At 64.0% G+C, this 15,613-nt stretch carries 13 protein-coding genes; 5 read left to right on the top strand and 8 right to left on the bottom strand.

Annotated elements, in window-relative coordinates:
* Positions 1-25 precede the first annotated feature (25 nt).
* A complete protein-coding gene (locus WCE05_RS00885; protein ID WP_225788448.1) occupies positions 26-703 on the bottom strand; it encodes an NADH-quinone oxidoreductase subunit B family protein in 678 nt (225 codons plus the stop codon).
* 9 nt (positions 704-712) lie between these two features.
* Positions 713-1,126, bottom strand: a complete 414-nt coding sequence (locus WCE05_RS00880; protein ID WP_003251427.1) for an NADH-quinone oxidoreductase subunit A — start codon at positions 1,124-1,126, stop codon at positions 713-715.
* Between the two features lie 628 nt (positions 1,127-1,754).
* Here WCE05_RS00880 and WCE05_RS00875 point away from each other — a divergent pair.
* Entirely contained in the window at positions 1,755-2,102 is a 348-nt protein-coding gene (locus WCE05_RS00875) for an SDR family oxidoreductase (RefSeq protein WP_225788447.1), read from the top strand.
* 207 nt (positions 2,103-2,309) lie between these two features.
* Here WCE05_RS00875 and aceA read toward each other — a convergent pair whose 3' ends face one another.
* Positions 2,310-3,635 (bottom strand): isocitrate lyase, encoded by a 1,326-nt coding sequence (gene aceA, locus WCE05_RS00870; RefSeq protein WP_225788446.1) that lies wholly within the window; start codon positions 3,633-3,635, stop codon positions 2,310-2,312.
* A 489-nt stretch (positions 3,636-4,124) separates the two neighbouring features.
* Entirely contained in the window at positions 4,125-4,889 is a 765-nt protein-coding gene (locus WCE05_RS00865; protein WP_368815312.1) for a secretin N-terminal domain-containing protein, read from the bottom strand.
* A 140-nt stretch (positions 4,890-5,029) separates the two neighbouring features.
* Between WCE05_RS00865 and WCE05_RS00860 the strand changes: the two genes are divergently transcribed.
* Together WCE05_RS00860 and WCE05_RS00855 are read left to right on the top strand one after the other, a co-directional pair.
* Positions 5,030-6,751, top strand: a complete 1,722-nt coding sequence (locus WCE05_RS00860) for a S8/S53 family peptidase (RefSeq protein WP_368815311.1) — start codon at positions 5,030-5,032, stop codon at positions 6,749-6,751.
* Positions 6,752-6,881: 130 nt separating this feature from the next.
* Positions 6,882-8,324, top strand: coding sequence for a SulP family inorganic anion transporter (locus WCE05_RS00855; RefSeq protein WP_225788443.1), 1,443 nt, complete (start codon positions 6,882-6,884; stop codon positions 8,322-8,324).
* 49 nt (positions 8,325-8,373) lie between these two features.
* Here WCE05_RS00855 and fusA read toward each other — a convergent pair whose 3' ends face one another.
* Both fusA and WCE05_RS00845 read right to left on the bottom strand, forming a co-directional pair.
* Entirely contained in the window at positions 8,374-10,485 is a 2,112-nt protein-coding gene (gene fusA, locus WCE05_RS00850; protein ID WP_368815309.1) for an elongation factor G, read from the bottom strand.
* Between the two features lie 84 nt (positions 10,486-10,569).
* Positions 10,570-10,998 carry a hypothetical protein gene (locus tag WCE05_RS00845; protein ID WP_225788441.1) on the bottom strand — a complete coding sequence of 143 codons (429 nt, stop codon included), beginning with the start codon at positions 10,996-10,998 and terminating at the stop codon, positions 10,570-10,572.
* A 281-nt stretch (positions 10,999-11,279) separates the two neighbouring features.
* Here WCE05_RS00845 and WCE05_RS00840 point away from each other — a divergent pair, with 281 nt between their 5' ends.
* Positions 11,280-11,576 (top strand): hypothetical protein, encoded by a 297-nt coding sequence (locus tag WCE05_RS00840; protein WP_225788440.1) that lies wholly within the window; start codon positions 11,280-11,282, stop codon positions 11,574-11,576.
* Positions 11,577-11,581: 5 nt separating this feature from the next.
* Here the strand turns inward: WCE05_RS00840 and WCE05_RS00835 are convergent, their stop codons facing one another.
* Together WCE05_RS00835 and gcvA are read right to left on the bottom strand one after the other, a co-directional pair.
* Positions 11,582-12,832, bottom strand: a complete 1,251-nt coding sequence (locus WCE05_RS00835; RefSeq protein WP_368815308.1) for an aspartate aminotransferase family protein — start codon at positions 12,830-12,832, stop codon at positions 11,582-11,584.
* Positions 12,833-12,960: 128 nt separating this feature from the next.
* Positions 12,961-13,857, bottom strand: a complete 897-nt coding sequence (gene gcvA, locus WCE05_RS00830) for a transcriptional regulator GcvA (RefSeq protein ID WP_225788438.1) — start codon at positions 13,855-13,857, stop codon at positions 12,961-12,963.
* 320 nt (positions 13,858-14,177) lie between these two features.
* On the opposite strand from gcvA, the gene WCE05_RS00825 reads away from it, so the two are divergent.
* Positions 14,178-15,563 (top strand): amino acid permease, encoded by a 1,386-nt coding sequence (locus WCE05_RS00825; protein ID WP_225788437.1) that lies wholly within the window; start codon positions 14,178-14,180, stop codon positions 15,561-15,563.
* Positions 15,564-15,613: the final 50 nt, after the last annotated feature.

The following is a 15,613-nucleotide window of genomic DNA, read 5'->3' as shown; positions in this document are numbered from 1 at the left end:
CGGGAGCGGGCGGCATGTCGCTGGATCAGACTTCGTCGGGGCTGCGCAGGTTGGTGACCTGGATGCGCTGTTCACGACGCAGGTCTTTCTGGGCGGGCATCTCGGCACGATAAATGCCTTGATCGCCGACGACCCAGGAAAGCGGGCGTCGCTCCTGGCCGATCGACTCCTGCAGCAGCATCAGGCCTTGCAGGAAAGCTTCGGGGCGAGGCGGGCAGCCAGGCACGTAGACATCCACGGGGAGGAACTTATCGACCCCCTGAACGACCGAGTAAATGTCGTACATGCCACCGGAGTTGGCACACGAGCCCATGGAAATCACCCACTTCGGCTCGAGCATCTGCTCGTACAGGCGCTGGATGATCGGCGCCATCTTGATGAAGCAGGTACCGGCGATGACCATGAAGTCGGCCTGGCGCGGCGAGGCCCGGATGACTTCGGCGCCGAAGCGGGCGATGTCGTGGGGCGCCGTGAAGGCCGTGGTCATTTCCACGTAGCAGCAGGACAGGCCGAAGTTGTACGGCCAGAGGGAGTTCTTGCGACCCCAGTTGACCGCGCCACGCAGCACATCTTCGAGCTTGCCCATGAAGATGTTCTTGTGGACCTGGTCCTCTAGCAGCTGATCGGTGACGGTTTCCCGATCACCGACAGGATACTGCTCGTTGGGCGCATCCGGATCGATTCTGGTGAGATTGTATTGCATGCCAAAGCCTCATTGTTTCAGCTTCGCTTGCCGCTTGCGGCGACCCTCGGGCGCCCAATCGAGCGCCCCGACCCGCCAAAGGTAGACAAGACCTGCCAACAGAATTGCTATGAAAACGAGTGCTTCGACGAATCCGGTCCAGCCGCTTTCGCGCACCGACACGGACCATGCAAAGAGAAAGAGGGCTTCGATATCGAAGATCACGAACAGCATCGCGACCAGATAGAATTTGGCGGACAGGCGCAGGCGGGCGCTGCCGACGGGCAGCATGCCCGATTCGAAGGGTTCGTTCTTGGCGCGACCCCAAGCCTTGCTGCCGAGCAGGCTGGAGAGGCCGAGCATGAAGGCGCACAGGCCGACGACACCCAGGAGGAAGATGGCAAAGCCCCAGTTGTGGGCGATGAGTCCTGCCGAATCGGACATGTTGGAAATCCTTATACAGAGACCCAGCTCTGCAGTCTGAAATAAGTAGAGCGGCGACTCGGTGTCGCGGATGCAGTGACCAAATGTCGCAGCTGAATCAATCGCGCTGATTTTATGGGTAAACCCACAGCAAGTAAAATTTCTGTGGCAAATTTATTCGTAGGATTAAGAACAAAAATCTTTCGTAAATGGCTGAAAGCCTTGAGTTTCGGGCATTGCGCATGCTTTTGTTAATTATGTTTCTTGCGTGGCGTAATGACTGGGCATCATCGTAATGATAATTAATTTCATTTAACTTGGCGTTCGACATTCTAAGAGGGCCGAATCTTGCAAAGTTCACTGCGCGTCCTCGCTGCATTGCAAATGCGAAAGGCTCTCGTTCTAGCAGTTGCGCGCGTCACCTGCACCGCTCTGGATCAATGCTTTATCGATTGAGCTCCCGTTGGCCAGCAGAGAGCATATATAGAAGAGGTAGTGGCCAGGGCCAGAACGGCCTGTCGGTTTGGGAGGCAGCCCAAGTGACAGTGCTGCTTCAAGCATAGACATAGATGTCGATCCGTGCGCTGCACTTGTAGCAGGTGTTCTCCAATGCGGGTCAGGCAAGGCCGCTCAACTGCTGTTCGGGGCTGTGCAGCAGCCCCACGATGTCGCCTCGCTAGCGGGGTTGAATGCCAGTGTGACAGGTGGTTCTGTATACACCGCCAGCAAGCACGCGTTAGTTGGTATGACTAGAGCGGTCGCGAAGGAGTATGCCCCTTATGGCGTGCGGGCCAATGCTGTCTGTCCGGGCTTTGTGTCAACACCATTGGCAGAACAGGTGTTGGGGAACAAGTTTGATGCGGTACGCGCCTCGCAGCCTATGGCGAGAGTTTGTGAGGCCCATGAAGTCGCTGAGCTTGTGTACTGGCTTAGCTCCGAAGCAGCTTCTTTCGTGACTGGCGTGGCGGTGCCAATAGACGGTGGATTCCGGGCTTAGAGTTTCCTCGGCGTTTTCATGGAGCGTCTGCATTTAAGACCTACGTCATCGCTGTTGGGTGGCCTCAAGTAGGTCTGACCCTGGTTTTTGCACTGGCCTGTCCCGGCCTCTTCGCGGGTAAGCTACCCGCGAAAGGGCCGGTGCAGACAAAATGAAAGGCCCAAGGCTTTCACAAGCCCCGGGCCTTTGTTCAACAGCAACCCACTATCAGTGGAACTGCTCTTCCTCGGTCGAGCCGGTCAGTGCCGTCACCGACGAAGCACCACCCTGGATCACGGTGGTCATGTCGTCGAAGTAGCCGGTGCCGACTTCCTGTTGGTGCGCCACGAAGGTGTAACCCTTGCTGGCGTCGGCGAATTCCTGCTCCTGCAGCTTCACGTAGGCGGTCATGTCGTTGCGGGCGTAGTCGTGCGCCAGGTTGAACATGCCGTGCCACATGTTGTGGATGCCCGCCAGGGTGATGAACTGGTGCTTGTAGCCCATGGCCGACAGCTCGCGCTGGAACTTGGCGATGGTGGCGTCGTCCAGGTTCTTCTTCCAGTTGAAGGACGGCGAGCAGTTGTACGACAGGATCTGGTCCGGGTACTCCTTCTTGATCGCCTCGGCGAAGCGGCGAGCTTCCTCCAGATCCGGCTTGGCGGTTTCGCACCAGATCAGGTCGGCGTACGGGGCGTAGGCCAGGCCGCGGGAAATGGCCTGGTCGAGGCCGGCGCGTACCTTGTAGAAGCCTTCACGGGTGCGCTCGCCAACCACGAACGGCTGGTCGTACGGGTCGCAGTCGCTGGTCAGCAGGTCGGCGGCGTTGGCGTCGGTGCGGGCCAGGATGATGGTCGGCACGCCGGCGACGTCTGCAGCCAGGCGAGCGGCGACCAGTTTCTGCACGGCTTCCTGGGTCGGCACCAGGACCTTGCCGCCCATGTGACCGCATTTTTTCACCGAGGCCAGCTGGTCTTCGAAGTGCACGCCGGCGGCGCCTGCTTCGATCATGTTCTTCATCAGCTCGTAGGCGTTCAGCACGCCGCCGAAACCGGCCTCGGCGTCAGCCACGATCGGTGCGAAGTAGTCGACGTAGCCATCGTCGCCCGGGTTCTTGCCGGCTTTCCACTGGATCTGGTCGGCGCGTCGGAAGGCGTTGTTGATACGCTTGACCACGGTGGGGACCGAGTCGACCGGATACAGCGACTGGTCAGGGTACATGGACTCGGCCGAGTTGTTGTCGGCGGCCACCTGCCAACCGGACAGGTAGATGGCCTGGATGCCGGCCTTCACCTGCTGGACTGCCTGGCCGCCGGTCAGGGCGCCCATGCAGTTGACGAAATCTTTCTCGGGGCGGAAGGACGGGTGGGCACCTTCGGTGACCAGCTTCCACAGTTTTTCTGCACCCAGGCGGGCCAGGGTGTGCTCCGGCTGCAGGGAACCACGCAGACGCACGACATCGGCGGCGGTGTAGGTACGGGTCACGCCTTTCCAGCGCGGGTTCTCGGCCCAGTCTTTCTCAAGGGCTGCAATTTGCTGTTCGCGTGTCAGTGCCATGGAAATAAAACCTCGTCGCATCAGTCTTGGTGAAGTAAGTGCTTGTGCTCGGCGCGGATCGGAGGCTTGGCGGCCTTGCTCGGCGGAAGGGCGACTGCGAACGGGGAGGCTCGAAGGGGAAGGGGTGTGCAGGCCGGGCGAGGTGTGGCGACAGGTCGGCTCGTGGTTGCCTCGCTGTATGGCGACAGGACTGCCGGGTACTGCGGTGATGCGCTTCCGTCCCTCGGGACAACTTCTTCGTTGCAGTCGCAATCCCGTCGAACCGCCTTGTGGGCCGTATGGACACGAGACGCCCCCAGGGGTGGGAGGAGCGCATCTCGAAGGCCCTTGCCAGGGCCTCTGATTAGCGGGAGCGAGGCCATCATGCCCTTGGGAAAAAGTGCCTGTCAAATGTTTTGTAGTGGTTTTTTTCTATTACTACATCCTTGGTCTAATACGACTCTCTGGTCAGTTTCAAGGCCTTGGGTCGAGGCCTTGAATTGCCTGGGATCACTCCAGAAGGTCGACTTTGACGCGCAGTGCCATGTTTTCACCGCGCTGCGTGCTGTAGCTGAGGCTCGAGGCGTTACGTTCGGCCTGGCTCTGCTGGTTGTACCCCGCCAGGGGGATCCACTCGCCGAGCTTGCCGGTGACCGTCGTGTCGGTGCTCTGGACTTTTACTACATCCTGACGTTCGCTGCTGATCCTGTCGTTATTGCTGCTTATTTGCAGACGAACCGTATCTCCGCTCAGGTTCGGGGTGACGTAGAAACCCTGGGTGACATTCCGGTATTCGGTATCGCTCTGGATGCGTCCGTAACCATCGGTATGGGTGCTGGTGATGGGGATGCTCTGGCCCACCTGGATCAACGCGGGCACACCCTCGCTGGCCTGGATCTGCTGTAGGCCGCCGTCGCGATTGGCGGTGCCGTAGCGGATGATCCGCGCGTTGCCGCGGTTGTCCTGGAAATTGCTGTCGTTGTTGTCGACGCTGATCAACAGGCGCTTGGGGGCGGTGTCGAGTTGTTGCAGCAGGGCGCGCAGGTCGTCGATGCGCTCGGGGCTGGCATTGACGATCAGCTTGTTCTCGAAGGCGCTGACGCTGCCGTCCTTGCCCAGGAAGGACTGGACGGTGGGCAACAGTTCGGCGCTGGTGCGGTGCTGCAGCGCCAGCACCTCGGTGGCGGCCTGGGCGGCGAGGCTGGCGGCCAGCAGCAGGGAAGCGATGAGGGGGCGTAGCGGCATGTCCATGATCTCCGCAGGTGGAATGATCATGATGGCAAATTTGTCGAGGGTGTGCCGGGTGTGGATCACAGGGCAGGGTGGTTTTGTTTGATTTTGGTTACCTGCGAGGCGCTATGAACCTTTGCGCTCACCTGGCAGTCGCAGCAAAAGAAGACCACGGGACCGCCTGCATGAAGTGCGCTTTCGCCTTGCTGCCCTGCCTGTTCATGGCCGCCGCCCTGGCGGCGCAGGACACGTTGCGCATCAAGCACCTGCAACGCTGTGACGATTTGCTGGGCACAGGCCCGCAACTGTGGTGCCTGCGCACCCAAGGCCTGGGGTCGGGCACGCCGGCGGTCTGGTTCGGCGATACGCAACTGCCTGGTGCGAGCATCGAGCGCCAGGGTGACATGCTGAAACTGAAACTCGACGCCTCCCGGCAGCGCAGTGCTCCGCTCTGGATCGAATCCGCCGGCCAGAAAAGCAACCCCGTCTGGCTCACTCGCCAGCGCAGCCATGTGGTCGCTGCCGGCCCGCACGAAGTGGCGAAGAACATGGACGGCCTGACCACCTACCTCGACCTGGTCAGCCTGCTGATCGAGGAAAAGCACGATGGCGAGCGGCAGGCCCGGCGTATCGCCGACAAGTACGGTGCCCAGGTGGTGGGTGCCATTCCCCCGCTGAACGTCTACCAGCTGCGTTTGCCGGTGCGCGACCTGGTGCAGCGCGATGCCATGATCCTGCGCATGGGCAGCGAAACCAGTGTCGATGCCGTGATCATCGAGGAGTCCGCCCCTGAGCGGGGCGAGGAGGGTGGCGGGCGCAGCGCCGGGGCGCTCAGCCAGGCGGACGAGTGGGCAGCCAACCGATTCATGGATGCACTCTATTACTACCAGCGGCGAGTTCCCGCGGCGTCGCTGCCGGTCAAGCCCGTACGCATTGGCGTGATCGAGCGCGAGGTGGATTTCGACGCGCCGGCCTTCGCCGGCTACCGCGGCCCCTGCGCGCCAGGGCGGACCTGCCTCTACGCGCGCGATGGCGAGCGCGCCGAAAGCCATGGCAGCCATGTCGCCGGCATCCTCGCCGCCCAGGGCGAAGGCGTGCAGGGTGGCTTCCTGCCCGGCCTCGGCAAGCCTAGCCCAGGGTTCGAGGTAATCGTCGAGCGCAACGCGGACGCAGGCGTCACGGCCAACATCGCCGCCTCGGTCAACCTGGTGGAGGATGGTGCCCGGGTGCTGAACTGGAGTTGGGGCATCCACCGGGTCGGCACGAAGGATGTCGCGGGCGACGAGGTGGATTCGCTGGTGCGCTCAGGGCTGGCCATGAGTGGCTACGAGGAGCTGCTGGAAGAGTTCTTTCTCTGGCTGCGCGCCCGCCACCCGGACGTGGTGGTGGTCAACTCGGCGGGCAACGGCGCCTCGTGGTCCGGTACCGACGAGTACCGCCTGCCGTCGTCGTTCATCACCGAGCAGTTGCTGGTGGTCGGCGGTCACCAGCGCAGCGACCAGGACGTCCCGGTCGAGGATCCCGCCCATGTGCGCAAGCGCCGCAGCTCCAATATCGACATGCGCGTGGATGTCAGCGCCGCTGCCTGCCTGCGTGCGGCGCAGGCGCGCAAGGCCCATTGCGGCACCTCCTACGCCACGCCGCTGGTGACGGCCACGGTGGCGGCGATGCTGTCGATCAACCCGGACCTGACGCCGGAGCAACTACGCATGTTGCTGCGACGCAGTGCCCTGACCCTGGGAACGGATCAGGATTTCGAAGCCATGGACGCCGAAGACCTGACCGCGCCGATCTTGCCTTCGGAGCGCAACGGCCGGCTCAACCACCCCGACCTGGGTCGTTCGGCGCGGCTGGACATGCAGCGCGCCCTGGATCTGGCGGTGCAGAGCCGCGAACGGGTGCGTTGAGTGGCGTTGCGGTGGCCGCTGTCGGACAAATTCCGTAACATCCCGACCCGCGATTTTCTCGCTTGGGCAGCGGGCCCGACTCCTGGACTGGAATGGGCCGCGTTTGCGTTCGCCATACCACAGGATACCCATGAAACCCGCCAGACTCCGTGCCGACGTGCTCGCCGGCCTCACCACCTCCTTCGCCCTGGTGCCCGAGTGCATCGCCTTTGCCCTGGTGGCGCACCTGAACCCGCTCATGGGCCTGTACGGTGCCTTCATCATCTGCACCCTGACCGCCCTGTTCGGCGGCCGCCCCGGCATGATCTCCGGCGCTGCTGGCTCCATGGCGGTGGTGATCGTCGCCCTGGTAGTGCAGCACGGCGCCCAGTACCTGCTGGCCACGGTGCTGTTGGGCGGGGGGCTGATGATCCTGTTCGGTGCGCTGCGCCTGGGCAAGTTGGTGCGTCTGGTGCCGTACCCGGTGATGCTCGGCTTCGTCAACGGCCTGGCCATCGTCATCGCCCTGGCCCAGTTGGAGCACTTCAAGCAGGGCGAGCAATGGCTCAGTGGCACGCCTTTGTACCTGATGATCGGCCTGGTGGCCTTGACCATGCTGGTGGTCTACGTCCTGCCGAAGCTGACTCGCGCCGTCCCGCCGGCGCTGATCGCCATCCTCGGCGTGGGCCTGCTGGTCTATCTGCTCGGCCTGCCGACCCGCACCCTCGGCGACATGGCGCATATCGCCGGTGGCCTGCCGCAGTTGGCATTGCCGGACGTGCCGTGGAACCTGGAGACCCTCAGGATCATCGCTCCCTACGCCCTGCTGATGGCCATGGTTGGTCTGCTGGAAACCCTGCTGACCCTCAACCTCACCGACGAGGTCACCGAGAGCCGTGGCTACCCCGACCGCGAGTGCGTGGCGTTGGGTGCGGCGAACATGGTCTCGGGCCTGTGCGGCGGCATGGGCGGCTGCGCGATGATCGGGCAGACCATGATCAACCTGAGTTCCAATGGCCGTGGCCGGCTGTCGGGCGTGGTGGCCGGGGTGATGATCCTGCTGTTCGTGTTGTTCCTGTCGCCGCTGATCGAGCGTATTCCGCTGGCGGCGCTGGTGGGCGTGATGTTCGTGGTGGCCCAGCAGACCTTCGCCTGGGCCTCGCTGCGGGTGCTGCACAAGGTGCCGGCGAGCGACGTGCTGGCGATCGTCGCGGTGACCGTGGTCACGGTGTTCACCGACCTGGCCACCGCCGTGCTGTTCGGTATCGTCATCGCCGCGGTCAACTTCGCCTGGCAACATGCCCGCGAGCTGTATGCCGAAAGCCACGAGGACGGTGAGGGCGGCAAGGTCTACCAGGTGCACGGCACGCTGTTCTTCGCCTCGACCACGCCGTTTCTCAACCAGTTCGATCCGGCGGGGGACCCGGCCAGCGTGACCCTGGATTGCAAGCACCTGAGTGTCGTCGACTACTCGGCGATCGCTGCACTGAAGACCCTGCGCGAGCGCTATGCCAAGGCGGGCAAGCACCTGCGGGTAGTGCACCTGTCGGAGCGCTGCCGGACGTTGCTCAGGCGGGCAGGGGAGCAGCACTGACGTTTCAGGGGCTGCAAAGCAGCCCCAAGGGCGCAACTGCCCTACAGGCTCACTCTCCGCGGCTCTTCTTGACGATCGCCTCGGCGATGCTCGCCGGCGCCTCGGCATATTTGGTGAACTCCATCGAGTAGCTGGCCCGCCCCTGGGTCATCGAGCGCATGTCGGTGGAGTAGCCGAACATCTCGCCCAACGGCACCTCGGCGCGGATCACCTTGCCGGCAGGGCTGTCTTCCGAGCCCTGGATCATGCCGCGCCGGCGGCTCAGGTCGCCCATGATGTCGCCCAGGTACTCTTCGGGGGTGACCACCTCGACCTTCATCACCGGCTCCAGCAGCACCGCACCGCCTTTCTGCGCCAGCTGCTTGGTGGCCATGGACGCCGCGATCTTGTAGGCCATCTCGTTGGAGTCGACGTCGTGGTAGGAGCCGTCGTACACCGCCGCCTTCAGGCCGATCAGCGGGTAGCCGGCCAGCACGCCGTTCTGCATCTGTTCCTCGATGCCCTTCTGGATCGCCGGGATGTACTCGCGCGGTACCACGCCGCCGACGATCTCGTTGACGAACTCCAGGCCCTCCTTGCCTTCCTCGCCAGGGGCGAAACGGATCCAGCAATGGCCATACTGGCCACGCCCGCCGGACTGGCGGACGAAGCGGCCCTCGATCTCGCAGGTGTTGCGGATCTTCTCGCGGTAGGCCACCTGGGGCTTGCCGATATTGGCCTCGACATTGAACTCGCGGCGCATGCGGTCGACGATGATGTCCAGGTGCAGCTCGCCCATGCCGGAAATGATCGTCTGGCCGGTCTCCTCGTCGGTCTTGACGCGGAACGACGGGTCTTCCTGGGCGAGCTTGCCCAGGGCGATGCCCATCTTCTCCTGGTCGGCCTTGGTCTTGGGCTCCACCGCCACGGAAATCACCGGGTCGGGGAAGTCCATGCGTTCGAGGATGATCGGCTTGTTCATGTCGCACAGGGTATCGCCGGTGGTGACATCCTTCATGCCGATCAGGGCCGCGATGTCGCCGGCGCAGACGTTCTTGATCTCGGCGCGCTGGTTGGCGTGCATCTGCACCATGCGCCCGACCCGTTCCTTCTTGCCCTTGACCGAGTTGAGCACCGCATCGCCGGAGCTGAGCACGCCGGAGTAGACCCGGGCGAAGGTCAGGGTGCCGACGAAGGGGTCGGTGGCGATCTTGAAGGCCAGCGCCGAGAACGGCTCGTTGTCGTCGGCATGACGCTCCAGGTGCTTGTTCTCGTCGTCCGGGTCGACCCCTTTGATCGCCGGGATCTCGGTGGGGGCGGGCAGGTAGTCGATCACCGCGTCGAGCATCAGCGGCACGCCCTTGTTCTTGAACGACGAACCGAGGATGGTCGGTACGATCTCGTTGGCCAGGGTGCGCTGGCGCAGGCCGGCCTTGATCTCCTCGATGCTCAGCTCCTCGCCTTCGAGGAACTTCATCGTCAGCTCGTCGTTGGCCTCGGCAGCGGCCTCGACCATGTGCGCGCGCCACTCCTCGGCCAGGGCGCGCAGCTCGTCAGGGATCTCTTCCTCGCGGTAGCTGGTGCCCTGGTCGGCGTCGTTCCAGTAGATGGCCTTCATCTTCACCAGGTCGATCTGCCCGGCGAAGTGCTCCTCGCTGCCGATGGCCAGCTGGATCGGCACCGGATGGTGGCCCAGGCGCTGGTCGATCTGGCGGACCACGCGCAGGAAGTCGGCGCCCTGGCGGTCCATCTTGTTGATGTAGGCCAGGCGCGGCACGTGGTACTTGTTGGCCTGGCGCCAGACCGTCTCGGATTGCGGCTCGACCCCGTCGGCGCCGCTGAACACCACCACCGCGCCGTCGAGCACGCGTAGCGAGCGCTCCACCTCGATGGTGAAATCGACGTGGCCGGGGGTGTCGATGATATTGAAGCGGTACCTGTCGGCGAACTGCTTGGCCGAGCCCTGCCAGAACGCCGTGGTGGCCGCCGAGGTGATGGTGATGCCGCGCTCCTGCTCCTGGGCCATCCAGTCCATGGTGGCGGCGCCATCATGCACCTCGCCCATCTTGTGGTTGACCCCGGTGTAGAACAGGATGCGTTCGGTGGTGGTGGTCTTGCCGGCATCGACGTGGGCGACGATGCCGATGTTGCGGTACAGCTCGATGGGGGTTGTGCGGGCCATGGTCAGTCACCTGCGGGTGAGCGGATTCTCCCAAGGTAGCAGACCGGGAGAATCCTGCCGTTCCGCCGGGCGGGCGCGCTTGACTCAGTCGGCCAGGGCCTGCAGTTGCCAGTGGCCGTCGGCCTCGCGGGCCAGGCCGCTGGCCGGCAGCAGGGCCAGCAGGCGTTCATGCAGGGCCGCCTCGGTGAAGGACTTGACGGTGGCCAGGTCCAGTTCGCCGGCCAGGGGCAACTCGCGCTTGGTGTACGACAGCCAGGCCTTCTTCAGGGCCAGCAGTACGTCGCTGGCGGCGGTGTTGGCGAAGCGGCGGTGCAGCGGGCGGCCGTCCAGTTCGAAGGTATGGCGGTGGCTGTAGCCGCTTTCGTCGCCCCCAGTCTCGCCACAGCGGTGACAGCGGCAGGGGCCGTCGCCGAAGGCGTTGCGCAGGTAGGCGTTGAAGTCCACGACGGGCTTGAGGGACAGGCGTTTGTCGACCTCGAACAGGTCGGCGATCAGGGGTTCTTCGGCGCTCACTCGGGATCCTCGTGTGGTGTGGCGTGCATCGGCAGGCACCCTAACAGATCGGGGCGCGGGAGACCATGTGACGGGCAGGCGCGATGATCGTCGGTAGTACCGGCTTCTTCGCGGGCAAGCCCGCTCCCACAAGGTGCGGTGGCCACCACGAATGATGCGGCTTGCAGGGCCGTGTGGGAGCGGGCTTGCCCGCGAAGAAGCCGGTAGAGACAACGGCTGGCCGCTGCCGTACCCTACGCATCCCGGTGCCCAGGCGCCCCCTTTTCGATGAGGCAACCCGATTGAGCAAGTACCCCTATATCGCCACCGTGACCGTCAGCAGCGAAACCCGCGGAGGCGAGGCCGAGGCGGTCGAGAACCCGGCCGTGCGCGTGGGCCTGGAAGCGGTGAGCGAAACGCTCAAGAAGGTGCACTTCGTCGGCACCCTGGCGGCGCCCGACAATGCCACTCACATCTGTGTGACCCTGGAGAACGGCCTGACCTACTACGGCCCGATCGTCAACGGCCACGCCGAACTCGAAGGCGGCTGGATCGCCTTCGAGTCCGACATGCTCACCCCGCAGGAATTGGGTCTCTAACGGCTTCAGCCCAACTCCGCCAGGCACTGCCCGAGGATATCCAGGCCTTCCTCGAGCACCTCGGGCTCGATGGTCAGCGGCGCCAGCAGGCGGATGATGTGCCGCGCCTTGCCGCTGGGCATCAGCAGCAGGCCCTTGCCGCGTGCCGCTTCCAGTACCTTGGCCAGCAGTGCCGGCGCCGGGCTGCCATCGGCATTGACCAGCTCGATGCCGCGCATGGCCCCGGTGCCGGTCAGGCGACCCAGCGCGGCAATCGATCCGCACGCCTTCCAGCGTGCGTAGTGCGCGACGATCGCCTGCTCCTGGCGTTCGCCCCAGGTGGCGATGTTCGCGTCGCTCATCTGCGCCAGGCTGGCCAGCGCCGCCGCGCAGGCGATCGGGTTGCCCGAATAGGTACCGCCCAGGCCGCCCTTGGGCAGTGCGTCCATCAGGTGCTTGCGACCGACCACCGCGCCCAGCGGCATGCCGCCGGCGATGCTCTTGGCCAGCAACAGCAGGTCTGGCTCGATCCCCAGGCGGGGGAAGGCGAAGCGCTGGCCGGTGCGGCCGAAGCCGGATTGGATCTCGTCGATGATGACCAGGATCCCATGCGCGTCGCAGAAGCGCCGCAGTGCCTGGGCGAAGGCCGGGTCCAGGGCGAGGAAGCCGCCTTCGCCCTGCACCGGTTCGAAGATGAAGGCGGCCACGTCCTCGACCGCCAGCTCGACGCTGAACAGCCGCTCCATGGCCTTGAGGGCCTGCTCGCAGGTCACCCCGGTGTCGGCGCTGGGGTAGGGCAGGTGGTAGACCGGGCCGGGCAAATCGCCGACCCGCTGCTTGTACGGCGCGACCTTGCCGTTGAGGTTCAGGGTGGCCAGGGTGCGGCCATGGAAGCCGCCGTCGAAGGCGACGATGGCGCGCTTGCCGGTGGCGCCACGGGCCACCTTCAGTGCGTTCTCTGCCGCCTCCGCGCCGCTGTTGGTGAGCATGCCCGCCAGTGGGTAGCCGACCGGCACGAACTGGCGCAGACGTTCCATCAGTTCCAGGTACGGGCCATGGGGGGCGGCGTTGAAGGCGTAGTGGGTCAGGCGCGCGGCCTGGGCCTGGATCGCCTCGACCACGGCGGGGTTGCAATGGCCCAGGTTGAGTACGCCGATGCCGCCGACGAAGTCGATGTAGCGCTTGCCGTCGGTATCCCAGACTTCGGCATTGCGGCCATGGGAAAGTGTAATGGGATGAACGATGGCGATAGACTGACTGATACTTTCCGGGTTCATGTGCACGCGGCTCTTTGTTCAAGTTTCTTATTATCGAAGCGTGCCGCGACAGTATTGCGCAAACGAATTATTCGATTACGGTCATTCCACTGATTCTTGATGTGGTGAGGTTCATCGCTGGCCCCAGCTCAATCCCCCTCGGCCACCCGCTCCAGGATCCACTGCACGAACGCCCGGACTTTCGGCACCTCGGCCGCATGCTCGGCATGGGCGACGAAGTGCTTGCCATTGCTCGGCACCGGATGGTCCCAGGCCACCACCAACTTGCCTTCGGCCAGCTCCTCGGCCACCAGGTAGCGGGGGATCAGGGCGATGCCGCAACCGGCGATGGCCGCGCGGATGCACAGGTAGAAGGTGTCGAAGCGGGGCCCGTGGTAGCTGTTCTGGCTGTGCAGGCCCAGGCCCAGGAACCATTCGTGCCAGGCCTCTGGCCGCGAGGCGCACTGCAACAGGCGATGCTCGGTGAGGGCTTCGGCACTGTCGAAGCGGTATTGCTGGCGCAGCTGTGGCGCGCACACCGGTACCACCTCCTCGCTGAACAGCTCGATGCAGGTCGCCCCGGGCCAGGTGCCCTGGCCGAAGAAGAAGGCGATGTCGGCCTTGGCCTGCACCAGGTCGAAAGGCTCCAGCTCGTTGCGGATATCCAGGTGGATGCGCGGATGACGCTCGCCGAACCCCTTGAGCCTGGGCACCAGCCAGCGGGCGCCGAAGGTCGGCTGGGTGGCGATGCGCAGCACCTCGGTCTCGTCGCCGTAGCTGAGGATGTAGCGGCTGGAGATGTCGATCTGGGTGAGGATCTTGTTCACCTCGGTCAGGTACAGGGCCCCAGCCGGGGTCAGGTGCAGGCGCCGCCGGATGCGCTGGAACAACGGGTGCGAAAGCATGTCCTCGAGCTGCGCCACCTGCTTGCTGACCGCGCTCTGGGTCAGGTGCAGTTCCTGCGCCGCACGGGTGAAGCTCAGGTGGCGGGCAGCGGCTTCGAAGCACTGCAGGGCGGTGGTCGAGGGCATCAGGCGTTTGGACATGAAGGGCGCTACCGAGCAAAAAAGGAAGAAGTTCATTCCGATATGGAATCATGTGTTTCGAAAAGGTCGTTTGTTGACCCCGTCCTAAAAGATTAATACTGACCTGCATCAATGATGACAACCGTTGTTCGATGCAGGAGAAAACAACATGACCGTCGAACTTTCCAGATATACCGCTCCCTTGTAGGCACGCGGCACACCCGCATCTACAGGGCAGCGTGAAGCCCCAGAACAACAAGAAACAGCAGCAAAAACCTACAAGAATCTGCTCCGACCTTTCAGCCGCCCCTTGCGGCGGCCGACCCATTCGAGGGTTCCCCATGGCTTCGCTACAACACAAGAAACAGCGTTCGCTGCAACACGGCCTGACGTCGCGCCAGGTTTCCATGATTTCCATCGCCGGCATCATCGGCGCCGGCCTGTTCATCGGCTCCTCCAACGCCATTGCCACCGCCGGCCCGGCCATCCTCATTTCCTATGCCATGACCGGCCTGCTGGTGCTGCTGGTGATGCGCATGCTCGGCGAAATGGCCATCGCCAACCCCAACAGCGGCTCGTTCTCCACCTACGCCGCCGAGGCCATCGGCCCCTGGGCGGGCTTTACCATCGGCTGGTTGTACTGGTGGTTCTGGGTGCTGATCATCCCGGTCGAGGCCATCGCCGGTGCCGACATCCTCCACGCCTACTTCCCGGCTGTGCCGTCCTGGCTGTTCGCCTTTCTGATCATGGTCGTGCTGTCGGGTACCAACCTGATCAGCGTGAAGAACTTCGGGGCCTTCGAGTATTGGTTCGCCCTGGTCAAGGTGGTCGCCATCCTGGCCTTCATCGGCATCTGCAGCATGGCCGTGTTCGGTGTCTGGCCGTTGGCCGAGAGGTCCGGGGTCAGCCAGCTGTGGGCCAACGGCGGCTTCATGCCCAACGGTTTCGGCACGGTCCTGGGCGGCGTATTGATCACCATCTTCTCGTTCTTCGGCGCCGAGATCGTCACCATCGCCGCCGACGAGACGGCCAACCCCAAGGAGAAGATCCGCCGCGCCACCAACCTGGTGGTGTACCGCATCGCCATCTTCTACTTGGCGTCGATCTTCCTGGTGGTCTCGCTGGTGGCTTGGAACGACCCCGGCCTGAAGGCGGTCGGTTCCTTCCAGCGGGTGCTGGAGGTGCTCAACGTGCCGGGGGCCAAGCTGCTGGTCGACCTGGTGGTGCTGGTGGCGGTCACCAGCTGCATGAACTCCGGGCTCTATACCGCCTCACGCATGCTTTACTCCCTGGGCGCCCGCGGTGAAGCGCCGGCCATGATCCGGCGTATCTCCGGCAACGGCGTGCCGACCATCGCCGTGGCCCTGTCGACCCTGGCGGGCTTCGCTGGCTGTTTCGTCAACTATGTGTTCCCCGGCAAGGTCTTCGGCTTCTTGCTGTCCACCACCGGTGCCATCGCCTTGCTGGTGTACCTGGTGATCGCCGTGTCGCAACTGCGCATGCGTGCCCGCGCCGATCGCGATGGCACCCAACTGGCGCTGAAGATGTGGTTGTTTCCCTGGCTCACCTGGTTGGTGATCGGCACCATCGTCATGGTCCTGGGCTACATGCTGTTCAGCGATGCGTACCGCTACGAGACCTTGATGACCGCCGGGGTGACCTTGTTCATCCTGCTGATCTCGCTGACCCGGCGCCGCACGGGGGCGGCGGCCACCCAGGCGGTCTGAGCCTGACGCGGGGCTGCTGTGCAGCCCACAGGGCTTTTCCGTTGGCGCCA

Source organism: Pseudomonas sp. I2 (assembly GCF_040984075.1).
GTDB lineage: Bacteria > Pseudomonadota > Gammaproteobacteria > Pseudomonadales > Pseudomonadaceae > Aquipseudomonas > Aquipseudomonas guariconensis_B.
Note: the sequence above shows the minus strand (reverse complement) of the source record. Positions and strands in the feature narration are given on the sequence as shown.